Raw genomic sequence first — 21,631 nt, 5'->3', positions numbered from 1 at the left:
GCATCACATCACTTGTGGGCGGCCAACATCCGCAGTACGGCGGCGTTCACCAGGATCAGGATCAACACGGAGAAGATCAGCAGCGCGACCTCGGCCGGAAGGAACGCGATCCCCAGACCGATCAGGAGCACCGGGATCACCAGACCGGCGTACGCGATCAGGAACAGCGCGGCCAGCACCTCGCCGCGTGACGACGGATCGGCCAGCGCCGCGGCCGTCGCGACCGCGCCACGGAACACCAGCCCCACGCCGGCGCCGGCGACCACGCCGCCGATGACGAACAGGTACAGGTTCGGGATCAGGCCACCGACGGCGACGCCGACCAGACCGGCGGACATCGCGACCAGACCGAGCCGGAGCTGAGCCGGGCGGGTGAGGCGCACGAACACCGCCTGACTCAGGGCGCCCGCGATGAAGACCACGAACGTCACCCCACCGGCGAGCAGCCGCGAGGTGTGGTGCAGTACGCCGGCCAGGAACGTCGGCGCGAGCGACGTGAACAACCCGAAGATCGCGAACGCCGCGAACGCCCCGATCGCCGACGCGAAGAACAGCGGCCGCGCCGCTGACGGCACCGCCACCCGCTGCGGCCGGTACGCCGGGCGCTCCTCCGGCCGCTGCACGGTCTCCGGCACCAGCGCGATCCCGATCGCACTGAGCAGCAGCAACACCAGGAAGATCTCGTACGGGCGTTCCAGCGGCGCACCCACGTACTCCGCCAGCAGGCCGCCGATCAGCGGACCGAACGCCAGCCCGCCGAGGTTCACCATGCTCGAGATCAGGGCCGAGCGACTCGGATCCTCGTGGGGCCGGGCGATCTGGCGCAGCTCGGACATGTGCGCCGTGGCGGTCGCGGTCAGCACACCGACACCGATGCCGCAGATGAACCGCGCGACCAGCAGGCCGGGAACCGTGGACCAGGTCAGGAAGATCACCGCTGACAACGCCTCGGCGAGGACAGCGAGCAGTGCGACCGGCCGGCGTCCGAGCCAGTCACTGACATGCCCGGCCAGGTACAGCGACGCCATCACGCCGACCGCGTAGCTGGCGAAGATCACCGTGATCACGTACGTCGGGAACCCGTCCCGCTGCTGGTAGATCGCGTACAGCGGCGTCGGGATCGTCGAGAAGGCCATCGTGGTGAGGAAGGCCGCCGCGATCACCCAGAACCCGTGGGCAGGAGCGAGCCGGATCCGTTCACCGGCTCGCGACAACGTCATGGTGGACATGTTTCCAGCGTGCGGCCGAACCATCTATCGAGTCCAACGAAAGTTCTTGCACGCTCTTATCGAGAGTCTCGATAATTACCCTGTGGACAGCCGCCAACTGGAGTACTTCGTCGCGGTCGCCGAGGAACTGAGTTTCACCCGGGCGGCGCAGCGTTTGTTCACGGTCCAGTCGACGGTGTCGGCCGCGATCCGCGCGCTCGAGACCGATCTGAAGACGACGCTCTTCGACCGCTCGACCCGGCGAGTGGTGCTCTCGGGCGCCGGTCAGGCGCTGCTACCCGAGGCGAAGGCGGCGCTCGAAGCCCTTGATCGAGCCCGAGCGGCGGTCGAGGAAGCCTCCACCGGTCTGCGCGGCAACATCCGGATCGGTACGCTCGCCCGGCTCAGCCTGGTCAGCATGGCGGACCTGCTGGGCGCCTTCCATCGCAAGTACCCGCTGGTCGAGGTACAGGTCGCCACCTCGGCCACCGGCTCGACGGGCCTCGCGGACGACGTACGCCACGGCCGGCTCGACGTCGCCCTGCTCGGTCTGCCGAAGCCCGAGCTCAGCGGTCTCGACGTCCGCGAGATCGCGACCGTCCCGTTCGTGGCGCTGTTGCCGGCCGAGCATCGGCTGACGCGCAAATCCGCCGTACGGCTGGAGGAGATCGCCGGCGAGCGGTTCGTCGACATGCCGGCCGGGTTCGGGAACCGGAAGATGGTCGACCGGGCGTTCGAGGCGATCGGGTCACCGCGGCGGATCCAGGTCGAAGTGCCGGAGCTGACGACGATCCCGGATTACGTCCGGGCCGGGCTGGGCGTCGGCGTCGTACCTGATGTCCAGTTGGCCGACGAGCCGGGCGTCGCCAAACTCCCGATCGAGAACGCCGGCCTGAGCTGGACGCTGTCGGTGGTGACGCTCGCCGGTCGCCGACCGAGCAGAGCGGTGACCGCCCTGCTCGATCTGATCGGCGACTCGATCCGCCTGGAGAGCCAGTACTTCTAGGCAGCGTAGATGTTCCAGTCGGACAGCTCGTTGTACCTGCGCAGCGCTGCGGCGCCGCTGAGCCACCCGAGCCAGGCGCCGTACGGCGGGTTGTCGGTGTCGAACCCGCTCATCACGAAGGTGAGCCGGGTCTTGCCGTCGGACTCGGCGAGCTCCCAGGTGCTGATCCCGGCCGGTCCCCAGTCGATCGACATCTTGCTGCCCTCGACCATGTCGACCACCAGCGCGGCCGCACCGGAGTCGAAGCCGCCCATCGCGTACCGGCCCCCGACCCAGGGTTCGATCCCGATCGGGTAGCCGAACCAGGCCGAGGCCTTCTCGGATTCGATCAGCGAGGAGTAGACCTGGGCGATCGGGGCGTCGATCAGCGCTTCACCCTCGAAGACCGGCGACGTGAAGTCCGGGCGGGTGGTGAGCTCGCGGCCTTCGAGATGGTCGACGAGGTTGGCGAGTGCGAGCGCCCAGAAGGTCTGCAGGACGCCGCGGATGTTCGCGCCACTGATCGCGTCGGCGAAGTCGAAGTGACTCTGCTCGACCTTGATCACCGTAGCGTCGTCGCCCTCGGGAAGCAGGGTGATCTCCGTGGTGGTCTCCTCGCCGCCGAGCAACCAGGCCAGCTTCAGCGCGGTCCCGTCGTACGCGAGGACCCGCTGGTGGGGGGCGTCACCCTCGGGGATGTAGCGGCCCCAGAACTCGTACGTCCCGGGCAGGTCGACGGTCGAGTGCTCGCCGAGCCACAGGTTGAGGGCCTTCGGGTCGGTCAGCGCCTCGCGCACCTGGTCGACGCCGGCTTTGGCACGCACTTGCAGTACGAGCGGTTCAGTCATGGTCTTGGTCTCCCTTGGGATAACAGGCCACGGCGAGTTTGAAGGCGTCCCCCTCGGCGCCGCCGTAGCGCGAGAACAGGTCCTGCAGCGTGCTCTGCAGGTCGTTGAAGAACTCCCGCCGCCGGTCCGGTGGGACCCGGATCTCACCGGACACCCCGATGGACGGCAGCTCCGGGGCCGACCGGTCCAGCGCGGCGATGTCGGTCTGGACCTCTTCCATCAGGTCCAGGACGTAGCCGAGGCTGAGCTCGTCGCGGGCCCGGCGGAGGCCACCGATCCGGCCGACGAGCGTGGGCGACAGCCAGTACGAACGGGCCGTCGCCTGGTAGATGCCCTCGCGGATCCCGCGCACCTTGCGCTCGTCCACCTGGGTCACCAGTCCCGCCTCGACGAGGCGCTTGACGTGGTAGTAGACGCGCTGCGGGGTCTGGCCGAGTTGCTCGGCCACCTCGCCACAGGTGGCCGGCTCCGCGAGCCGCCGCAGTACCTCGATCCGTTGCGGCTTGAACAGGGCCTCGGCCTGCTCGAGCTGCTCCAGGTGCATCACGTCTCTCATCACACAAAAAAGTTTGTACGTAAAAAATCGCTTTGTCAATGTTCGTTCACACGGGAATGTAAGTCGGCCACAGCACGTTCCACCGACAGGGAGAAAGGAAGCGCGACATGGCAACTGTGTCGTTCAAGGGAGCTACGCGGATCTATCCGGGCACCGACCTTCCCGCGGTCGACGGACTCGACCTGGACATCGAGGACGGCGAGTTCATGGTGCTCGTCGGCCCGTCCGGATCAGGCAAGTCGACGGCGCTGCGAATGCTCGCCGGACTCGAAGAAGTGAACCAAGGCGCCATCTTCATCGGCGACAAGGACGTCACGAACGCCCCGCCGAAGGAACGCGACATCGCGATGGTGTTCCAGAACTATGCGCTGTACCCGCACATGTCGGTGGCCGACAACATGGGTTTCGCCCTGAAGATGCAGGGCATCCACAAGGATGAGCGCGCCCAGCGCGTGCAGGACGCCGCGAAGCTGCTCGGCCTGGAGGAGTACCTCGACCGCAAGCCGAAGGCGCTGTCCGGTGGTCAGCGGCAGCGGGTCGCGATGGGCCGCGCGATCGTGCGCAGCCCGAAGGTGTTCCTGATGGACGAGCCGCTGTCGAACCTCGACGCGAAGCTGCGGGTCCAGACCCGGACACAGATCGCCGAACTGCAGCACCGGCTCGGCGTCACCACCGTGTACGTCACCCACGACCAGGTCGAGGCCATGACCATGGGCGACCGGGTAGCCGTGCTGAAGGACGGCGTACTGCAGCAGGTGGACACACCGCTGAACCTGTACGACAAGCCGCGGAACAAGTTCGTGGCCGGCTTCATCGGGTCGCCGGCGATGAACCTGATCACCGCGCAGATCGTCGACGGTGGCGCGAAGATCGGCGACTACGTGGTCCCGATCGCGCGTGACCTGCTGGCCAAGGCCGGCGACGACAAGACGCTGACGCTCGGCATCCGGCCGGAGGCGTTCCACCTGGCCGACGAAGGGCTGCCGGTGAAGGTCTCGGTGATCGAGGAGCTCGGCTCGGACGCGTACCTGTACGGCAGCGCGGAGCACACCGAGAACCAGCAGGTGATCGCCCGGATCGGCACCCGCCTGCACAACGACAAGGGCACGGTCGTCCACCTCGCACCGGACCCCGAGAAACTGCATCTCTTCTCCACCTCGACCGAGGATCGCCTTGTAGCGTGACGGCCTCCCACCGCCTTCGGCTTGTAGTTTGATCCCGTGGGTCATTGGGAGAAGGACGCACCAGGAGTGATGGAGCTGCCGTCGGGTCGGCTGGTCCGCGGACGTGGTCTGCGGCACGGCTCGGCGGCAGAGCCGTTTCCGACGTACGGCGTGTACTTGCTCGGCAAGGAACCGCCCGACGTCCCATGGGAAACGCGTTGGGTGAAGTGGCCCGACTTCCGGCTGCCCGCAGATCCCGCGTACGCGCTGACGATCTTCCGCGAGGCGCTCGAGCACACCGCGACCGGGCGGGTCGAGTTCGCCTGCGTGGGCGGGCGCGGCCGGACCGGTACTGCGCTGGCGTGCCTCACCCTGCTCGACGGAGTACCCGCCGACCAGGCCGTCGACTACGTCCGGAAGCACTACGACAAGCGCGCGGTCGAGACGCCTTGGCAGCGGCGGTACGTGCTAAATCTGTTGACCCGGAGTTGAGGGATCGCGTTGGGTCGGTGCGTGACGATCGAGCGGAGCAACCCCGAGGGCCTGCATGCGACCCCTGGCTACCACCACGTGACACGCGTTCAGGCGGACACCTTGGTCTACCTGGCCGGTCAGTGCCCGCTGCGGCCGACGGGTGAGCTGGCCGAGGGCGGACTCGAGGGTCAGACCGCTCAGGTGATCACGAACATCCGCACCGCCCTCGAGGCGGCCGGCGCGACTCCCGAGCACGTCGTGCGGACGGTGATCTACGTCGCGAGCCCTGACCGCGAAGACCTGTCGGCCGTGTGGACCCAGCTCAACGCCTCTCCCCTGGGCCCGGCCTTCACCACCGCCAGCACGCTCCTCGGCGTGGCCCAGCTCGGCTTCCCGGGCCAGCTCGTCGAGGTCGACGTGACGGCGGCGCTGTGATCGTCCCCGCGGAGGTCGTGGACTACGACCCGCAATGGGCCCTCTGGTTCGAGGCGATCCGCGCGCGACTCACGCCGTACCTCGCTGAGTTCCCGAACGTCATCGAGCACGTCGGCAGCACGGCCGTACCCGGTCTGGCGGCCAAGCCGATCATCGATGTCGACGTGGTCGTGCCGACCGCCGATCTGGTGCCGGCCGCGATCGAACGACTGACTGCCGCCGGCTACCGGCACGAGGGCGACCAAGGGATCCCAGGGCGGGAGGCGTTCGCGCTCCCGCCGGACACGGTGCACTACCACCACCTGTACGTCGTTGTTGACGGCAACAAAGCGCACCAGGACCACGTGCTCCTTCGCGACCACCTGCGAATCGATGCCGTCGACCGTGAGCGTTACGCCGCCCGCAAGCGCGAACTCGCGCACCTGCTCACGACCGACCGCACCGCCTACGTCGAAGGCAAAGGTGCACTCGTCCTCGAAATGCTCGCTAGAGCGAGTGGTTCGCTCGGAGTCGGCGCTTCGGGTCGTACTTCGCCCGCAGATCACTGAGCCGTTCGTAGACGCCGGCGTCGTACGCCTCCGCGACCTCCTCGTCGGTGAGCTTCCCGAAGCTGAAGTTGAGGAACCGGCCGACCGTCGACGAGCGCCACGGCTCGAGGATCCGCTGATCCACCGCACCCGCACCTGGCGTCAGTACGGTCAGCGAGTACGCCGCTTCGCGGTGACCGACCGCGTTCGGGATCTTCGGCTGCTTGCTGAGCGCGCCGCCCAGGTGGCGAATGCCGATCACATGCATCGTCGGCGCGCCTGGTCCCGCGAGCTCTGGCAACGTCTCGAGCGCGTCGAGGTCGCTGAGTAGAACGTTGCGCGAGCTGTAGCTGTCAGGGTGGTCGGGTTCGGCGAAGATCCGGCCGGAGTCGACGTACGCCAGCTCGCCCACCGTGTCCATCGCCGGCGCACCGATCGCGCGCAGCGGCTTGATCAGCTCCTCACCACGGTCCCCGAGGATCGCGAGCTGCACTTGCGCGACGTACTTCCCGCGCACTGGTTCCGGCACCTGCGGGATGTTCGGCACCGGCAGGATCGCGATCGCCGACGTCACCTCGTCCGGGACCGTCCGGGTCCACTCGCGCCAGACCTCGGGCACCGACGCGTGCTCGGCGAGGTCGAAGTACAGGCTGCCGCCGAAGAGCGTCGGTACGTCGAAGAGTTCGACCTCGATCCCCGTCACCACACCGAAGTTCCCGCCACCGCCGCGGAGTGCCCAGAACAGTTCCGGGTCGTCCTCGGCGTTCCGGCGGACGCCGTCCGGGGTGACCACCTCGATCCGGCGGACGTGGTCGGCGGCGTACCCGAACCGGCGGGCGAGCAGACCGAGACCACCGCCGAGCGTGTACGAGATCGCGCCGACGCCGGGCGAACTCCCGGACAACGGCGCGAGCCCGTACGGCGCGGTCGCGGCCAGCACGTCCCGCCAGGTAGCCCCTGCGTCGATCCAGGCGGTCTTCCGCTCGGCGTCCACCGTCACGCCGTCGAACCCGCCGGTCGCGATCAGCAGGCCACCGTCGAGCCCTTCGGTCAGACCGTGCCCGGACGCCTGGACCGCGATCGGAAGGTCCTGGTCGTTCGCAGACCGCACGGCTTCCTCGATCTCGGCCGCACTGGTGACCGGGAAGATCGCCGCCGGCCGATGCGGGTCCCGCCGCTGGAACCCGAGCCGCGCCTCGTCGTACCCCGTGCTTGTCGTCGTGAGCATCATGAAGATCACGCTAGGAGCCCTTGCGGACACATCTTGTCCTCAAGGGATGATTTGTGGATGAGCGCCCGCAAGGACATGCCCGGCCGGATGCTCCGGCTGCTCTCGCTGCTGCAGAGTCGTCGCGAGTGGTCCGGCCACGAGCTCGCCGACCGCCTCGGCGTCACCGAACGCACGGTACGGCGGGACGTCGACCGGCTCCGGTCGCTCGACTACCCGGTCACCGGGACGACCGGGACGGCGGGCGGCTATCGCCTCGGGTCCGGAACGCACCTGCCGCCCTTGCAGCTGGACGACGACGAGGCGATCGCGGTCGCGCTCGGTCTGGTCGGCGCGGCCGGGGGCGGGGTCACCGGGATGGCGGAGAGCTCGATGAGTGCGCTCGCGAAGCTGGAGCAGGTGCTGCCCGCGCGGCTCCGGCCGCAGCTCGCCGCGGTGAGTTCGGCGGCGGAGGCGATTCCGCGTCCCGGCGTACCGCAGGTGGATCCGAGCGTGCTCGCGGTCCTCGCGCGCTGCTGCCGGAACCACGAGATCGTTGCCTTCGACTACCACGGGCGCGCCCGTGACATGACGCGCCGGCGGGTGGAGCCGCATCAGCTGCTGACGCTGGCGTGGCGGTGGTACCTGCTCGCGTTCGATCCGGAGCGGGACGACTGGCGGATCTTCCGGGTCGACCGGATCTCCGGGGTGACGCCGGTTCTGCACCGGTTCACGCCGCGGGTGCTGGACGGGCCGTCGTACCTGCGGGAGTCGTTCGTGTCGGCGGAGTACCAGCACACAGTGCACCTGACGGTCGAGGCGCCGGCGGCCGCGGTCACCTCGACGTTCGAAGGCGTGGTCCGCGGCATCGTCGAGCCACTCGGCCCGTCCTCCTGCACAGTCCGCTTCAGCGCCGACACTCCCGCGCTGCTCCTGACTCAGGTCGCCGCGGTTGCGGCCCTCGGCCCCTTCACCGTCACCCAGGCAACCCCGGAAACGTCGGCACTGATCAGCCAGGTCGGCGAACGCCTCCGCCAGGCCTTCAGGTGATCAGACCGATTCCCAAGGTGAGGACGCCGAGGGCGAGGGAAGCGGCGCCGAGCCAGAGGACCCAGAGGAACTGGTTCGGTTGGTTGCGGTCCTTACCGGCGGACGAGGCGAAGAAGCCGCCGGACATCAGAATCGCCGCGGCCGGGATCGCGAGGCGGGCGACCCACAGCCAGAACCCGGTCAGGCCGGTCTGGTCGACGTACAGCAGGCCGACCAGGCTGAGGATCACCAGGACGCCGGCGTGGGCGTGCCCCGCCCGGGCGAACGACTTCTGGAACCCGGTCATCGGCACCTGACCACGCACGATCTTGGTCATGAAGTAGCCGCCGAACTGGATCGTCACGATCGTCAGCAGGATGACGCCGGCGATAGTCCGAGATGCATCGGTCATGCGAACACGTCCTGCCTCTTATGGATAGCTCAACTATCCGATTATGGATACTGATACTATCCATCAGAGACAACAGGAAGGCAAGCGATGCGCATCGGGGAACTCAGCAAGGTCACCGACGTCCCGGTGCCGACGATCAAGTACTACCTGCGCGAGGGCCTCCTGCCCGCCGGTGAGCTCAGCAGCCCGAACCAGGCGTCGTACGGCGAGACGCACATCCGCCGGCTACGCCTGATTCGCGCGCTGATCGAACTCGCCCAGGTCCCGGTCGCGACCGTGAAGGAGATCCTCGAGTCCCTGGATTCCGACACCGAGCCGCTGCACGAACAGATCGGCCGCGCGCATCGCGCCCTCACCCCGACCCGCCGCCTGAACGCGACCGACGAGGCCCGGACCGCGGCCACCGCTCAGGTCACCGAGCTGATCGCGGAACGCGGCTGGTCCGTCGACCCCGCGGCCCCGGCGCTGGCGACGCTCATCGACACCGTCGCCGCCCTACGCAGCCTCGGCCAGGAGAACCTCGTCGCCCACCTCGACACCTACGCCGATGCCGTCGAACGCTTCACCCAGGTCGAGATCGACGCGGTCAGCGCGAACCCCACCCGCGACCAACTGGCCGAGTCGGTCGTCATCGGCACGATCCTCGGCGAAACCCTGATCGCCTCCCTCCGCCTCCTCGCCCAAGAGTCCATCTCGGCGGAACGCTGGCGGTCGCGCTAACGCCCTCAGGCCACTAGCAGTCGCCGAGGAGACCCGGGAGAAGTTTGGCCATGGTCTTCTGGAGGGCTCGACCCTCGGACTCGGTGAGTGGATCGAAGACCAGCTTGCGGACCAGCTCGACGTGGCCGGGGGCAGCCTTCACCAGCTCCGTGTAGCCGTCGGGGGTGAGGATCGCGTTCGTGAAACGGCCGTCGTTCGGGTCGGGCTCGCGGCGGACCAGACCGCGGTTCTCGAGGCGGCGGATCAGGTGGGACAGGCGGGAGAGCTCCGAGTTCGTCAGCACCGCGAGACTGCTCAGCCGCATCGTGTGCTCGGGTTGATCCGAGAGGCCGGCGAGAACGTAGTACTCGAGGAAGCTCAGGTTGGAATCGCGCTGGAGCTGCTCGCCCAACGCGGTCGTGAGCAGCGTCATCGTGAGCTGCAGGGTCTTCCAGGTCTCGAGCTCGCCCTCCTGCAGCCAGCGCGGCTCCGCCGCCTCCCGTGCCGCCTCAGTGCTCATGAGTGCAGCATAGCCAGCGAGGCAATGACTTGAATGTTCATGTCAACCCGCCTACCGTGGTCGATGACATGAAGTTTCAAGTCATCTCAATCCTGAAGGAGTCGTCGCGATGAGCGACCTGAAGATCGCGGTCATCCTCGGCAGCACCCGCCCCGGGCGCAACGGCAAGGCGGTGGCCGACTGGGTGCTCGAGCAGGCCCAGCAGCGGACCGGTGCGACCTACGAGCTGATCGACCTGCTGGACTACCCGCTGCCGCACCTCGACGAGTCGCTGCCCCCGTCGATCGGCCAGTACGCGAACGACCACACCAAGGCGTGGGCCGAGCGGATCGCGGCGTACGACGGGTTCGTGTTCGTCACGCCGGAGTACAACCACTCGACGTCCGGCGTCCTGAAGAACGCCATCGACTACCTGTACGGCGAGTGGAACAACAAGGCGGCAGGTTTCGTGTCGTACGGCGGACTCGGCGGTGCACGGGCGATCGAGCACCTGCGCGGGATCAGCGCCGAGTTGCAGATCGCCGACGTGCGTCAGCAGCTGTCGTTCTCGCTGTTCAGCGACTTCGAGAACTTCAGCGTGTTCACTCCGGGCCCGCAGTACGCCGACCAGGCGGCCGTCCTGTTCGACCAGCTCGAGTCATGGGCCGCCGCCCTCAAGCCACTCCGCGCCGCCGAGCCCCTCGCCGCCTGAACGTCGCCGGCCGTCTGGGACCGCAGGTGTTGCGATGACTCAGCCGGACGGTGGGGTGAGCAGGCGTCGAACTCGCCGCGGCGTCTGTCCCAACTCTCGGCGCATGCTGCGGGTGAGGTGGGCCTGGTCGCTGAAGCCGAGGGAGACTGCGAGGCCGGCGAGGTCGGTCTCACCGTCGGCGAGACGCTGCAGCGCCCGGCTCACCCGGACGCGGTTGCGGTATCGGCTGAGGCTCATCCCCGCATGGTGGTGGAACGTGCGGCTCAGGTGCGACGGGGAGGTGTCCAGTGCATCGGCGAGTGCCACCAGGCTGGAGCTGGTCGCCTCGTCCGCGAGGATCACATCGCGCGCACGATCCGCGAGGTCGTAGCGTCCCGGCGCCGGCCGGTCCTCCGGCCCGCGGCGTAGCGCGAGCCGGACCAGAGCAACGACCGCCTCGACGACCTCGAAGTCCGGGTCGGCATCGGCGCGCAACAACATCCGGTGAGCCAACTCGAGCCGGGCGTCCACTCGAACAGCGGGCGTCCGGCTCGCGTCGATCCCCTCGGCGAGCCGTCCGTCGGGCAAGGTGATCGACGTACAGACGTCACCACCGGCAGGGTGCGAGAACCGGGTCTCCCGCCCGGGTGCCTCCAGGTAGCCGTTGGTCGGGTCAACGGTCATCCGCCGACCTTCTGAGTCCACCTGGAACCGGCCGCGCCACACGAGCACCAGGTGCGCCTCGCTTGCCTGCTCGGGCGGCGACCAGCGGACATGGTCATCGGTGCACTCGACGAGGCGGATCACGGCGTACGGACTCGCCGCCACTGTTCTGGTCGTCCGCACGCCGAGGAATCTATCGGCACGCACGGACAATCCAGCCGGACGTGGATCCGCATATTCGTTCAAGACCGTGGCCAAAGGTTCGGCAGAGGCTTGACGTCATGGTCATCCGTCCGCTGCGAACTGCTGCGCGCCGACGCTCGATGCTTGCCGTTCTGCTCGCCGGGCAAGCCATGGCGTCCATCGATGCTTCCATCGTCTCCGTCGCGGCGCAGACCATCCGCCACGGCCTGCAAGCCACCGACGCCGAGATCCAACTGGTCGTGTCGGGCTACCTACTGACCACCGGTGTCCTGTTCGTCACGTGTGCACGGATCGGGGAGGTCATCGGTCACCGGCGTGCGTTCCTGACCGGTCTCGGCTGGTTCACGGCGGCGTCACTGCTGTGCGGGATCTCGGTGAATCCGGCCATGCTGATCGTGTCGCGCATCGCCCAGGCCGTCGGGGCCGCCTTGCTGACCCCACAGGTCTTCTCGCTGATCCACCTCCAGTGGGCGGGGGCCCAGCGGCGCAGAGCCATCGGCCTGTACAGCATGGTGCTCGCGCTGGGCGTCGCACTCGGCCAGATCTGTGGCGGGCTCGTCGCCGGTTCCGACCTGCTCGGTCTTTCGTGGCGGCCGGTGTTCCTGATCAATGTCCCGATCGGTGTCGTCGTCCTCGCTTTCGGCCTCCGACGGCTCCCTGGCTCGCCCGGAGGCGTCGAGCCGAAGCGCCTGGATCTTGCCGGAGTGGGCCTCCTGACCGCGGCGATGACTGCGATCACCCTGCCCCTGATCTTCGGCGGATCTCAGAGCTGGCCCACCTGGACGTGGCTCATGCTGGCCAGTGGTGGCCTGTTGCTGGGAATCTTCGGCCGCTACGAAGCCAGGGCCCGGCAACCGGTCCTCGACCTCGCGGCGCTGAAGCGGAGAGATCTGCAGTTCGGGCTGGTGGCCTGCTGCATCGTGATGGGCTGTTACACGGTCTTTCTGTTGACGCTCACACTGCATCTGCAGTCGTACCTCGGCTACACGCCGCTTCAGGCCGGGCTCGCCTTCATCCCGTACACCATCGGCTTCGGTGTGGTCAGTCTCAGCTGGAGCGCTTGCCCGCGACGGGTGCGAGGCGCCCTGCCGATCGCCGGACCACTGGTCTACGCGACCGGGATGTTCGTGCTGGTGCTCGTCTCTCGCGAGGAGTGGAACCCGCTCGGCTGCACAGCTCTCCTGTTGACCGCCGGGGCCGGGCACGCCGCCGGATACAGCCCCCTGATCGCACAGGTCACGTCGCGGGTGGAACCGGAACTCGCCTCGGCCGTCTCCGCACTGAACTCGACCGGCCCGGTGCTCGCCGAGGTCGTGGCCGTTGCGGGCCTCGGCAGCCTCTACTTCGCGGCGCCGACCTCCGCCGACGGTCTCCTCCGACTGGCGGTAGCGATCACCGCACTACTTGTCGTCGCAGCAGTCTGCGCAACCCTCGCGATCCTCGTCCACACCCGCCGAGACACCCGTCACCCGTCGTGGGCCATGTCGACGAAGCGGGAGTAGTGGCCCTGGAACGCGACGACCACGTCGGCGGTCGGGCCGTTACGGTGCTTGGCCACGATGAAGTCCGCTTCACCGGGCCGCGTCGACTCCCGCTCATACGCATCCTCCCGGTGCAACAGGATGACAACGTCGGCGTCCTGTTCCAGGCTGCCCGATTCGCGGAGGTCGGAGGCCATGGGGCGTTTGTCGGAGCGTTGTTCGGAGCCTCGGTTCAGCTGGCAGATGGCTACTACGGGGAGCTCGAGTTCCTTGGCGAGGAGCTTGATGGAGCGGGAGAACTCGGAGACTTCGAGTTGGCGGGACTCGACCTTCTTGCCCGACGTCATCAGCTGGAGGTAGTCGATCACGATCAGCTTCAGGTCGTGGCGCTGTTTGAGGCGGCGGGCCTTGGCGCGGATCTCCATCATCGTCAGGTTCGGCGAGTCGTCGATGAAGAGCGGGGCCTCGGAGACCTCGCCCATCTTGCGGGCGAGGCGGGCCCAGTCCTCGTCGGTCATCTTGCCGTTGCGCATGTGATGCAGCGGCACCTTCGCCTCGGCGGACAGCAGCCGCATGGTGATCTCGTTGCGGCTCATCTCCAGCGAGAAGATGCACGAGGTCAGGCCGTGCTTGATCGAGCAGGACCGGGCGAAGTCCAGGCCGAGCGTCGAGTTGTGGGTCGGGATCATCGTCTTGCCGGCCAGGTACAGATGGTCGGCGTTGTCGACCTCGACGCAGCGCACCGGCACACTGTCCACCGGGTCGACCCACTCGAGCCGCCGCTCGCCCTCTCCGTGCAGCGCGGCCGGGAAGCCGTGCCCGGTGATCTGGCGCGGCGCCGACCCGGGGATCGACGGTGTCAGCCCGGGACTCGCCGACATCGCCGTGTACAGGTCAGCGGTCGTGCAGACCACCGGGCGGCCGCCGTCCTCGACGCGCCACTGGTGCTCGGCGTCGGCGACGATCGCGCTGCCGTCGGAGAACGACAGCCGGAAGCACGGCCGGTCCACCATCACCTCGGTGGCGCCGACCACCGTGGTCGGCAGCCCGTCGGCGTCCAGCAGCAGGTCGCCGATCGCGACCTCGGCCATCGTGGTCCAGCCGGTCGGCGTCGGCAGCGGGGTGTCGAGCGCCAGCGCCTTACCCATCGCGGGACGGGCGGCGACGATGATCATCTGGCCGGGGTGCAGCCCGTTGGTCAGCTCGTCCAGGTCGGTGAACCCGGTCGGTACGCCGACCATCGCGTCACCGCGGGAGTCGATCGCCTCGATCTCGTCGAGGGCGCCCTCCATGATGTCCTTCAGCGGGGCGTAGTCCTCGGTGGTCCGCTTCTCGGTGACCGAGTAGATCTCCGCCTGCGCCTCGTCGACGACGTCGTCGACCTCGCCCTCGCCGGCATACCCCAGCTGGACGATCTTGGTGCCGGCCTCGACGAGCCGGCGGAGGATCGCCTTCTCGCGGACGATGTGTGAGTAGTAACTGGCGTTGGCCGCGAGCGGGACCGACGCGACCAGGGTATGCACGTACGGCGCGCCGCCGATCCGGGCCATGTCGCCGCGCTTGGTCAGCTCGGCCGCGACCGTGATCGCGTCGGCCGGCTCGCCCCGCGCATACAGGTCGGTGATCGCGTCGAAGACGGACTCGTGCGCCGGCCGGTAGAAGTCCGTGCCGCGCAGGGTCTCGATCACGTCGGCGATCGCGTCCTTGCTCAGCATCATCGCGCCGAGCACACACTGCTCCGCCGCCAGATCCTGCGGAGGGGTGCGGTCGAAGCCCATCTCCGGCCTGCGCTCCTCGTGGCCGCCGTCCTGACCCCCGCGGAACTCCGCCACGCTCACTTCGTCCGACCTCCTCGTCCGCCGCTGCCCCAGCCACCCGTGGGCCGGGTTCGAACACCTGCTCGAACCATAGCCACGCCCACCGACAGTCTCCGGCGCCAGGCTTCGCGACCGTACGCCGGTCCTGTCACCAATGGCCACTCCGCCGTCCACAGGGGGTGTGGAAGAACCGTGGATAACCCCGGGAAGGGGTGTGCACAGGTTGGGCACAACCCTGTGGATATCTGTGGGCAACTACCCACAACCTGGCCCTGACCTGCGGTTTCTCAAATGCACAACTGTGGAGAAGAAAAAGTCTGAGACGAATTTCGGAAGCCGGGGTCAGGCGTGGGTAACCTCGCTCCGGTGAGACGCAGACGGTGGGTGGGTGCACAGGACCGGGAGATCCTCCGACTGGCCGTCCCGGCGTTCTTCGCGCTGGTCTCCGAGCCCCTGATGCTGCTCGCCGACTCCGCGATCGTCGGCCACCTCGGTACGCCGCAACTCGCCGCGCTCGGCGTCGCGGGCACCATCCTGCAGACCCTCGTCGGCGTCTGTGTCTTCCTCGCGTACGGGACCACGTCGTCGGTCGCCCGCCGGATCGGCGCCGGTGACCACAAGGGCGCGCTCGCGCAGGGCATCGACGGACTGTGGCTCGCGCTGGTCCTCGGCGTCGTACTGGCGTTGCTCGGGCTGGCGCTCGCTCCGCAGGCGATCGCGGCGTTCGACCCGTCGCCCGAAGTGGCCGGCCACGCGGTGACGTACCTGCGGATCTCCTGCTTCGGCATCCCCTCGATGCTCCTCCTGCTCGCCGCCACCGGCGTACTGCGGGGACTCCAGGACACCAAGACCCCGATGGTCGTCGCGATCACCGCCAACCTCGCGAACATCGGGCTGAACGTCCTCCTGGTGTACGGCGTCCACCTGGACATCGCCGGCTCCGCCCTCGGGACGGCGCTCGCCCAGACCGGCGCCGGTGTCGCCCTGGTCGTGGTGGTCGTCCGCGGCGCCCGGCGCGACGGGGCGAAACTGCGACCCGACCGGGCCGGCATCCTGGCATCGGCGCAGATGGGCGTCCCGCTGATCGTCCGGACCCTCACGTTGCGCGTCGCGATCATCCTGCTCACCTTCGTCGCGACAGCACTCGGTACGACGTCGGTCGCGGCGCATCAGGTCGCGTTCACGCTCTGGTCCTTCCTCGCCCTCGCCCTGGACGCGATCGCGATCGCCGCGCAGGCGCTGACCGGGCGGGCGCTCGGTGCGGGTGACGTCGCGGGGACGCGGGCGATCACCCGCCGGATGATGTGGTGGGGCCTGTTCTCCGGCCTGATCGGTGGCCTCGCGCTCTGGGGGCTGCGCGACCTCTACGTCCCGTGGTTCACCACCGATCCCGAGGTACGGCGTACGCTCGCGGCCGTCCTGATCGTGTCGGCGCTGTGGCAACCGATCAACGGGGTCGTGTTCGTGCTGGACGGCGTACTGATCGGGGCCGGGGACGGGCGGTACCTGGCGCTCGCGGGGGTCGTGGCGCTCGCGCTGTACGTGCCGCTGGCGCTGGCGGTGTTGTGGCTCGGGGGCGGGATCGTGGCGTTGTGGTGGGCGTTCGGCGGGTACATGTTGCTGCGCTTCCTCACGCTCACCCTGCGGGAGCGCCGCGACGGCTGGCTGGTCACCGGAGCGACCCGCTGACCCCGCGGTGCGGCATCGTGTTGCGGGAAGGAAAGGAGCCGGCATGCCCGACACCGACGACGGCAAGTCCGAGTCGCTCGAGCTCGACCAGCGCGAGCAGGGCGACGACGACACCGAGGCCGCAAGTGAGCGCCGAGCCGCCAGAGCACGTGCCGAGGCTGCCAAGTCCCCGACCCACGACCTCGCCGAGGACGCCGCCGAGCGGCGCGCCGAGGAAGAGGTGCAGGCCCGCCACGACGCCGAGGACGAGGCCGCGCGGGCCGAGGAACTCGACCTGGACGCGCTCGACGAGAAAGAACGCGACGAACTACGCGACCGCGCCGACATGGTCGAGGCCCGGCGCGCGCGGGAGATCGCCTTCGCCGACGACGCGGCAGCGACGGCCGACCGGTATCGCGGCCTCGCTGCGAGCGGGCGGCAGCGCGAGCTCGACCTGCAGGCCCGCGGACAGCACCGGCAGGACCAAGCCGCCGCCGATCCGGATGCGCCTGGAGCCGACGAACTCGACGCCCAGGGGCGGCGCAACATGCGCGCCAGCCAGCTCGAGGGTTACCAGGTGAATGCCGACATCGACACCGCGCGTGCCTACGAAGACCGCGCGGAACGGCACCGGGCGAACGCCCGCGAGGAGCAGGCCCCCGCAGCCGACGCGGTCCGCACCCGGCCGCAGGAAGCGGCGACGGCGCAGGCACCCCAGGACGCCCTGCACCGCCGCGACCTGGCCCGCACCCCCGAGCAGAAGAAGAAGCAGCAGCAGCGGAGGAGCCCGCAGCCGGTGAAGATCGACCTCGATCTCCCCTAGTGTCCTGAGTCGGACGTTCGGCTCAGGACACTAACTCGCCGGCAGGTTGGCGTCCAGCTTCTGGAGCTGGATGATCAGCAGGTTCGCGGCCACCAGGACCACGAAGACGAGGCCGGCCACCGGGTGACCCAGGCCCCAGAGGGCGGCGCCCGCCAGGCCGAACACGAGAACCTTCACGGACCAGCGCAGTACGGGCGTGGTGCGCTTGGCGGTCGGCGCCGCGAACAGCGCCCAGACGACCGCGGTCACCAGCGGGAGCCCGATGGCGAGCAGCCACCGGGCGAGCGTCGTACCTCCGGTGGCCCAGCCCCACCAGGCGAAGATGCCGAGAGCAACCAGCTCGGCGAGGAAGGCGACGAGGAGGTTGCCCCACCTCCACATCGTCAGACGCTGCGGATGTTCGGTTGGCGCTGGTCGAAGAACAGACCCGCGGGCGGCTCCTGGACCGGGAGCGGCGGGATCGGGTAGTCCGTGTGCTGGTTGTTCCGGCAGGCGGCGAACGGGCCGTCCGGGTCCAGCAGCGACATCATGTGCGGGTCCGCGTGGTCGCGCCACCAGACCGACATCCCGGTCGCCGGGTCGAGCCGCAGGTGCTCCCACGCCCGCCAGATCGAGTCCAGCCGGCTGAGCGCCTCCGCGTGCCGGTACCACTCGGGGCACCAGATGAACTGCTGCCCGAGCCGCCGGGTGTAGAGGTAGATCAGCCGGTCCTCGACGAACGCCGCGACGTGTGGGTAGAAGAGCTCCTGTTCACCATCCACCGCGGTTGTCTCCCTCGTTCTGCTCCCAGACCGGTCGGTCCGGACCACGCTGCGGCGCGGGCGCCTGCTGGCCGCTGCCTGCCGCCACCCACGGGTTGTTGCTCACCGGGACGCTCGACGCGGCTCCCGGATCGTACTTCGCCAGCGAAGCCTTCACCGCACCGGCGTCCGGCCGGGTGAACCACGGGACGGTCTTCACCAGCGTCGCCGGGATTCCGGACGGGAACACCACCGCGCGGCCGGGCGGCATCGAGGCGAGGTCGGAGACCTCCATGATGTTGTGCCGCTGGACCTGCTGGCTGGTGCCGCGCTTGCCCTCGTTGTACGACACCGAGTTCGAGCTGATGTCGTAGTCGCCGATCATCTTGCTCAGGTTCTCCAGGAACGACGCGTCGGCCGCGCCACCGCCGTACACCCGGATGTTCGCCGAACCCCAGAGCTTCTGCATGCCGTGGTCGCCCCAGCACTCCTGGCCCTGCGCCCACGACTGCAGGATCGTCATCAGCACGATGCCGCGCGAACCGAAGTGCGAGTACAGGTCGGGGAGGTTCTTCCAGCGGCATACGTTCGCCGCCTCGTCGAGTACGCCGACCAGCGGGCTCGGCATCCGGCCCATCGGGCAGCCGCGCGCGTACTGCTCCGCCGCTTCCACGACCGCCACCGTGAGGGCGGTGACCAGCGGGCCCGCCGTACCGGCGCCTTCCTTGGAGAGGCTGTACAGCGTGCCGCCCTTGCGGACGAACTCGTGCGGGTTGAACTGCGGGCGGTTGTCGTTCTGCCCGTTCGGGATGACCCAGCGGGTGACCTTGCGGTTGACCAGGAACTGCGCGCTCTGCTGCGCCGTACCGTAGACGCCCGCGCGCTGCTTGTCGGGCGCGTTGATGACACCGGACAGCGCGTCCGCCGACAGCTGCAGACCCGGCGTGTTGCGCAGGATCCGCTCCGGCTCGTCGTTGCGCTGGTCGGCCAGCCACGAGTACACCTGGGTGATCGGCCGCTTGGCGACCGCCGCGGCGAGCAGCAGACCGGCGAGCAGGTCGGTACCGGCGGCGTCGAAGAACGCGTCGGTCTGGGCGCCCACCTGGCGCTGCGAGGCGACGAAGTGCTCGGCCAGCTCCCGGGCCTTGGTCTCGTCGGTGATGTAGCTGAGCGGGTTCCACCACCAGGTGTTCGGCTCCTCGCAGACCTCCTGCGGGTCGAACACCCAGACCGGGCCCTTCTCCGAGCGCGGCCCGCGGGTCGCGTCGACGATGTCCCGCTTGTTCGAGGTGGCGATCACGCAGCCGGGTGCGTCCAGGATCGCCGGCACCGCGCGCGACGTGGTCTTACCGGTACGGGGACCCCAGATGTCGACGTGCATGTCTTCCCAGTTGCCGAAGACCTCGAGGTTGTCGCGGACGGTCCGGCCGATCAGGATGCCCGGACCCGCGTGGCCGGCGCCGAGCGAGTTCGCCTTCTCCTGCGCGCCCTCGCGAGTCAGCTTGTAGATCTCGGACCGCTTCGACATCAGCTGCGCCTGCCGGTCGACGCGACCGACCGACGCCTGCCGGTTCCGGAAGTACCAGAACCCGGTGCCGACCAGGCCGAACAGCACGACCAGTTCCAGGATCAGGACGCCGGTGGCCGCGCCGGACCAGGCGATGTGCCCCTTGATCAGGTCGACGATCGCGTTGAACGGGTTCCCGCCCACGAGGGTGCCGTTGATCGCCGCTGCGACCTTCAGCGCGCCGTAGAGCGAGAACACCACCAGCGCGAGCACGCCGACGGCGGCGAAGATCATGATCGACTCGGGCGACAGGCCGCCCGGTCCGGTGCTCTTCCTGCCCTGAGCCATTACTCGTCAACTCCCGTTCGGGCGGCCACGCGGGTGGTCGGGTCGGGTGGCGGCAGCAGCGCCGGGTCGTCCAGGTTGTACTCGCCGACGACGGCCTCGGTGCCGTCCGGTGCGACCTCCACCTTCAGCGGCTTGCCGTCCTCGCCGGTCCTCCACAGCTTGTTGGTGTCGTTGATCTCGCGCTCGACCGTGGTCAGGCCGACGTGCACCGGGATGCCGGGGCGGCCACCGACCTTGATCAGGAAGTTGCCTCGACCGGGCGGTGCCGCCTCCTTGCCGGTGGCCGGGTCCCACGCGGGCGGGTCCTGCCAGCCGATGAGCATGTTCTGCTCCTCGCCGGACATCGGGACGACCTCGTTCAGGTTCTCCATCTCGGCCCGCGGCAGACCGCCACAGATCACCATGCCGGACCGCTCGACGAAACCCTTCGCCTTCATCCGGTCCTCGGGGTTCTGCAGCGCCAGCAGGTCGGACATGGTGTGCGAGATCATCGCCATCCCGACACCACGCTGCCGGTTCAGACGGGTCAGCGCGTCGACCCGGTCGACCAGGCCGCTGCCGGCCCGCAGCACCCGCCAGAGCTCGTCGAGGATGACGAAGTAGTGCCGGCGCGGCTCGAGGCCGGCGTCCGCCAGCGCCTGCGAGACCGCGACCGCGCCGAACCCGTACGACCAGCAGGCCAGCAGTACGGCGGCCTGCAGGCTGGTCTCGGAGTCGTCGATGTTGGACACGTCGAAGACGACCGGCCGGTCGAGCTGCATCGGGTTGTCGGTCTGCTCGGAGAAGATCTCACCGAGCCGGCCGCCACCGACCAGACCGATCAGCGACGCCTCGAGTCCCTCGGTGATCTGCCGGTACCGGTCCAGGCTGCCGCGGTCCAGGGCCACGTTGCGGACCCGGTCCGGAGCGTCCTGGACGACCTGGAGCAGGTCGCGGAGCACCGGCGTACCTTGGAAACGCTCGTCGAGGACCTTGAGGGCCTCGTCGAGAATGGTTTCCTCGCGGTCGTTCGGCGGCGCGGACCGCATGATCGAGATCAGCGCCGAGACCATCGTCTGCCGGCGGCCGTGCGCGTCGGCCTGGATCGCCTCGCGTGCCTTGCCGGTGAGCCGCAGCGCGGCCTCCCGGGACTCGCCCGGGTCGAGCACGTTCAGGTGCCCACGGCCACGACCGAGCTGGATGACCTGGCCGCCGAGGGCCTCGATCAGGTCCTTGTAGTCGGGCTTGAGGTCGCCGAGCACCAGCGGCATCACGCCGTACCCGGCCAGACCGAGGGCCATCCGGCGGGTGATCGTCGACTTGCCCAGACCCGGCTTGCCGAGCACGAACATCGACGGGTTCGAGATCAGCTTGGCGCGCATGAACCAGCTGATCGGGTCGCAGCACATGGTCGCGCCGGACAGGATGTTCCGCCCGATCGGTACGCCGACCATCGGGCTGCCGGTGCCGGCCGAGAACGGCCACATCCCGCAGACCTGGACCGTCGTACCACGCCACTCCTGCGGCGCCTGCAGGTACGTCGAGTAGCCACCGCCGGGGCCCGGCCAGCCGCGCGGCATCGGCCGCTTGCCGCGGCGCGTCGGGTCGACCGGCTTCTTCTGCTTCTTGCTCACTGTGACTCCCCAGAGGTCACCGTGCTTGCTTCTG

Annotated in this window: 23 protein-coding genes; 11 read left to right on the top strand and 12 right to left on the bottom strand. The window is 68.8% G+C overall.

Annotation, left to right across the window (positions count from 1 at the left end):
- Window positions 1-8: 8 nt before the first annotated feature.
- Window positions 9-1,229, bottom strand: coding sequence for an MFS transporter (locus ACFYRH_RS06005; protein ID WP_387768808.1), 1,221 nt, complete (start codon window positions 1,227-1,229; stop codon window positions 9-11).
- 82 nt (window positions 1,230-1,311) lie between these two features.
- Here ACFYRH_RS06005 and ACFYRH_RS06000 point away from each other — a divergent pair, with 82 nt between their 5' ends.
- Complete coding sequence (locus tag ACFYRH_RS06000) at window positions 1,312-2,214, top strand: LysR family transcriptional regulator (protein ID WP_387768806.1); 903 nt, start codon at window positions 1,312-1,314, stop codon at window positions 2,212-2,214.
- On the opposite strand, the gene ACFYRH_RS05995 is transcribed toward ACFYRH_RS06000, so the two are convergent.
- Together ACFYRH_RS05995 and ACFYRH_RS05990 are read right to left on the bottom strand one after the other, a co-directional pair.
- The gene (locus ACFYRH_RS05995; protein ID WP_387768803.1) at window positions 2,211-3,041 is read right to left on the bottom strand and encodes an SRPBCC family protein; all 831 of its coding nucleotides are present in this window, start codon (window positions 3,039-3,041) and stop codon (window positions 2,211-2,213) included. The genes ACFYRH_RS06000 and ACFYRH_RS05995 overlap by 4 nt on opposite strands.
- On the bottom strand, window positions 3,034-3,597 hold the full coding sequence (locus ACFYRH_RS05990) for a helix-turn-helix domain-containing protein (protein WP_387768800.1): 564 nt from the start codon (window positions 3,595-3,597) through the stop codon (window positions 3,034-3,036). Before ACFYRH_RS05990 ends, ACFYRH_RS05995 begins: the two co-directional genes overlap by 8 nt.
- A 107-nt stretch (window positions 3,598-3,704) precedes the next feature.
- Between ACFYRH_RS05990 and ACFYRH_RS05985 the strand changes: the two genes are divergently transcribed.
- From ACFYRH_RS05985 to ACFYRH_RS05970, 4 genes are read left to right on the top strand one after another with little or no spacing between them, the layout of a single operon-like run.
- Window positions 3,705-4,781 (top strand): ABC transporter ATP-binding protein, encoded by a 1,077-nt coding sequence (locus ACFYRH_RS05985; protein ID WP_387768797.1) that lies wholly within the window; start codon window positions 3,705-3,707, stop codon window positions 4,779-4,781.
- A gap of 36 nt (window positions 4,782-4,817) precedes the next feature.
- The gene (locus tag ACFYRH_RS05980) at window positions 4,818-5,252 is read left to right on the top strand and encodes a protein-tyrosine phosphatase family protein (RefSeq protein WP_387768794.1); all 435 of its coding nucleotides are present in this window, start codon (window positions 4,818-4,820) and stop codon (window positions 5,250-5,252) included.
- A 21-nt stretch (window positions 5,253-5,273) separates the two neighbouring features.
- The gene (locus ACFYRH_RS05975; RefSeq protein WP_387768791.1) at window positions 5,274-5,669 is read left to right on the top strand and encodes a RidA family protein; all 396 of its coding nucleotides are present in this window, start codon (window positions 5,274-5,276) and stop codon (window positions 5,667-5,669) included.
- Window positions 5,666-6,217 (top strand): GrpB family protein, encoded by a 552-nt coding sequence (locus ACFYRH_RS05970; RefSeq protein ID WP_387768788.1) that lies wholly within the window; start codon window positions 5,666-5,668, stop codon window positions 6,215-6,217. The genes ACFYRH_RS05975 and ACFYRH_RS05970 overlap by 4 nt, the downstream gene beginning before the upstream one ends.
- On the opposite strand, the gene ACFYRH_RS05965 is transcribed toward ACFYRH_RS05970, so the two are convergent.
- Window positions 6,156-7,427, bottom strand: a complete 1,272-nt coding sequence (locus ACFYRH_RS05965) for an FAD-binding oxidoreductase (protein WP_387768785.1) — start codon at window positions 7,425-7,427, stop codon at window positions 6,156-6,158. The genes ACFYRH_RS05970 and ACFYRH_RS05965 overlap by 62 nt on opposite strands.
- 57 nt (window positions 7,428-7,484) lie before the next feature.
- Between ACFYRH_RS05965 and ACFYRH_RS05960 the strand changes: the two genes are divergently transcribed.
- Window positions 7,485-8,453: a helix-turn-helix transcriptional regulator gene (locus tag ACFYRH_RS05960; protein ID WP_387768783.1), complete on the top strand. Its 969-nt coding sequence runs from the start codon at window positions 7,485-7,487 to the stop codon at window positions 8,451-8,453.
- Here ACFYRH_RS05960 and ACFYRH_RS05955 read toward each other — a convergent pair.
- Window positions 8,446-8,844: a hypothetical protein gene (locus tag ACFYRH_RS05955; protein WP_387768780.1), complete on the bottom strand. Its 399-nt coding sequence runs from the start codon at window positions 8,842-8,844 to the stop codon at window positions 8,446-8,448. The genes ACFYRH_RS05960 and ACFYRH_RS05955 overlap by 8 nt on opposite strands.
- Before the next feature lie 87 nt (window positions 8,845-8,931).
- Here ACFYRH_RS05955 and ACFYRH_RS05950 point away from each other — a divergent pair, with 87 nt between their 5' ends.
- Window positions 8,932-9,564 carry a MerR family transcriptional regulator gene (locus ACFYRH_RS05950; protein WP_387768777.1) on the top strand — a complete coding sequence of 211 codons (633 nt, stop codon included), beginning with the start codon at window positions 8,932-8,934 and terminating at the stop codon, window positions 9,562-9,564.
- Window positions 9,565-9,577: 13 nt separating this feature from the next.
- Here ACFYRH_RS05950 and ACFYRH_RS05945 read toward each other — a convergent pair whose 3' ends face one another.
- The gene (locus ACFYRH_RS05945; RefSeq protein ID WP_387768774.1) at window positions 9,578-10,063 is read right to left on the bottom strand and encodes a MarR family winged helix-turn-helix transcriptional regulator; all 486 of its coding nucleotides are present in this window, start codon (window positions 10,061-10,063) and stop codon (window positions 9,578-9,580) included.
- A gap of 109 nt (window positions 10,064-10,172) precedes the next feature.
- On the opposite strand from ACFYRH_RS05945, the gene ACFYRH_RS05940 reads away from it, so the two are divergent.
- Window positions 10,173-10,754, top strand: a complete 582-nt coding sequence (locus ACFYRH_RS05940; protein WP_387768771.1) for an NADPH-dependent FMN reductase — start codon at window positions 10,173-10,175, stop codon at window positions 10,752-10,754.
- 39 nt (window positions 10,755-10,793) lie between these two features.
- Here ACFYRH_RS05940 and ACFYRH_RS05935 read toward each other — a convergent pair whose 3' ends face one another.
- Entirely contained in the window at window positions 10,794-11,579 is a 786-nt protein-coding gene (locus ACFYRH_RS05935) for a helix-turn-helix domain-containing protein (protein ID WP_387768769.1), read from the bottom strand.
- 98 nt (window positions 11,580-11,677) lie between these two features.
- On the opposite strand from ACFYRH_RS05935, the gene ACFYRH_RS05930 reads away from it, so the two are divergent.
- Window positions 11,678-13,102, top strand: coding sequence for an MFS transporter (locus tag ACFYRH_RS05930; RefSeq protein WP_387768766.1), 1,425 nt, complete (start codon window positions 11,678-11,680; stop codon window positions 13,100-13,102).
- Here ACFYRH_RS05930 and dnaB read toward each other — a convergent pair.
- A complete protein-coding gene (dnaB, locus tag ACFYRH_RS05925; RefSeq protein ID WP_387771724.1) occupies window positions 13,066-14,859 on the bottom strand; it encodes a replicative DNA helicase in 1,794 nt (597 codons plus the stop codon). The genes ACFYRH_RS05930 and dnaB overlap by 37 nt on opposite strands.
- A gap of 405 nt (window positions 14,860-15,264) precedes the next feature.
- On the opposite strand from dnaB, the gene ACFYRH_RS05920 reads away from it, so the two are divergent.
- Window positions 15,265-16,587 carry an MATE family efflux transporter gene (locus ACFYRH_RS05920; RefSeq protein WP_387768763.1) on the top strand — a complete coding sequence of 441 codons (1,323 nt, stop codon included), beginning with the start codon at window positions 15,265-15,267 and terminating at the stop codon, window positions 16,585-16,587.
- 43 nt (window positions 16,588-16,630) lie between these two features.
- Entirely contained in the window at window positions 16,631-17,389 is a 759-nt protein-coding gene (locus ACFYRH_RS05915; RefSeq protein WP_387768760.1) for a hypothetical protein, read from the top strand.
- Window positions 17,390-17,419: 30 nt separating this feature from the next.
- On the opposite strand, the gene ACFYRH_RS05910 is transcribed toward ACFYRH_RS05915, so the two are convergent.
- Genes ACFYRH_RS05910 through ACFYRH_RS05895 form a run of 4 tightly spaced genes read right to left on the bottom strand, consistent with a single transcriptional unit; the run spans window position 17,420 to window position 21,597 of the window.
- Entirely contained in the window at window positions 17,420-17,770 is a 351-nt protein-coding gene (locus ACFYRH_RS05910) for a YrdB family protein (protein ID WP_387768757.1), read from the bottom strand.
- Window positions 17,771-17,772: 2 nt separating this feature from the next.
- A complete protein-coding gene (locus ACFYRH_RS05905) occupies window positions 17,773-18,150 on the bottom strand; it encodes a DUF4913 domain-containing protein (RefSeq protein ID WP_387768755.1) in 378 nt (125 codons plus the stop codon).
- Window positions 18,140-19,984 carry a type IV secretory system conjugative DNA transfer family protein gene (locus tag ACFYRH_RS05900; protein WP_387768752.1) on the bottom strand — a complete coding sequence of 615 codons (1,845 nt, stop codon included), beginning with the start codon at window positions 19,982-19,984 and terminating at the stop codon, window positions 18,140-18,142. Before ACFYRH_RS05900 ends, ACFYRH_RS05905 begins: the two co-directional genes overlap by 11 nt.
- Window positions 19,984-21,597 (bottom strand): ATP/GTP-binding protein, encoded by a 1,614-nt coding sequence (locus tag ACFYRH_RS05895; RefSeq protein ID WP_387768750.1) that lies wholly within the window; start codon window positions 21,595-21,597, stop codon window positions 19,984-19,986. The genes ACFYRH_RS05900 and ACFYRH_RS05895 overlap by 1 nt, the downstream gene beginning before the upstream one ends.
- Between the last annotated feature and the right edge of the window lie 34 nt (window positions 21,598-21,631).

The sequence above is a fragment of the Kribbella sp. NPDC004875 genome (genome assembly GCF_042873375.1).
Classification (GTDB): Bacteria; Actinomycetota; Actinomycetes; order Propionibacteriales; family Kribbellaceae; genus Kribbella.
The sequence above is the reverse complement of the archived record's forward strand: the minus strand, read 5'-3'. Positions and strand labels throughout refer to the sequence as shown.

Coding starts and splice junctions, on each gene's coding strand:
- ACFYRH_RS05945 (WP_387768774.1), bottom strand. CDS start 10,063: ATGAGCACTGAGGCGGCACGGGAGGCGGCGGAGCCGCGCTGGCTGCAG.
- ACFYRH_RS05955 (WP_387768780.1), bottom strand. CDS start 8,844: ATGACCGATGCATCTCGGACTATCGCCGGCGTCATCCTGCTGACGATC.
- ACFYRH_RS05990 (WP_387768800.1), bottom strand. CDS start 3,597: ATGAGAGACGTGATGCACCTGGAGCAGCTCGAGCAGGCCGAGGCCCTG.
- ACFYRH_RS05960 (WP_387768783.1), top strand. CDS start 7,485: ATGAGCGCCCGCAAGGACATGCCCGGCCGGATGCTCCGGCTGCTCTCG.
- ACFYRH_RS05940 (WP_387768771.1), top strand. CDS start 10,173: ATGAGCGACCTGAAGATCGCGGTCATCCTCGGCAGCACCCGCCCCGGG.
- ACFYRH_RS05910 (WP_387768757.1), bottom strand. CDS start 17,770: ATGTGGAGGTGGGGCAACCTCCTCGTCGCCTTCCTCGCCGAGCTGGTT.
- dnaB (WP_387771724.1), bottom strand. CDS start 14,859: ATGGGCTTCGACCGCACCCCTCCGCAGGATCTGGCGGCGGAGCAGTGT.
- ACFYRH_RS05915 (WP_387768760.1), top strand. CDS start 16,631: ATGCCCGACACCGACGACGGCAAGTCCGAGTCGCTCGAGCTCGACCAG.
- ACFYRH_RS05985 (WP_387768797.1), top strand. CDS start 3,705: ATGGCAACTGTGTCGTTCAAGGGAGCTACGCGGATCTATCCGGGCACC.
- ACFYRH_RS05930 (WP_387768766.1), top strand. CDS start 11,678: ATGGTCATCCGTCCGCTGCGAACTGCTGCGCGCCGACGCTCGATGCTT.
- ACFYRH_RS05950 (WP_387768777.1), top strand. CDS start 8,932: ATGCGCATCGGGGAACTCAGCAAGGTCACCGACGTCCCGGTGCCGACG.
- ACFYRH_RS05995 (WP_387768803.1), bottom strand. CDS start 3,041: ATGACTGAACCGCTCGTACTGCAAGTGCGTGCCAAAGCCGGCGTCGAC.
- ACFYRH_RS05900 (WP_387768752.1), bottom strand. CDS start 19,984: ATGGCTCAGGGCAGGAAGAGCACCGGACCGGGCGGCCTGTCGCCCGAG.
- ACFYRH_RS06005 (WP_387768808.1), bottom strand. CDS start 1,229: ATGTCCACCATGACGTTGTCGCGAGCCGGTGAACGGATCCGGCTCGCT.
- ACFYRH_RS05965 (WP_387768785.1), bottom strand. CDS start 7,427: ATGATGCTCACGACGACAAGCACGGGGTACGACGAGGCGCGGCTCGGG.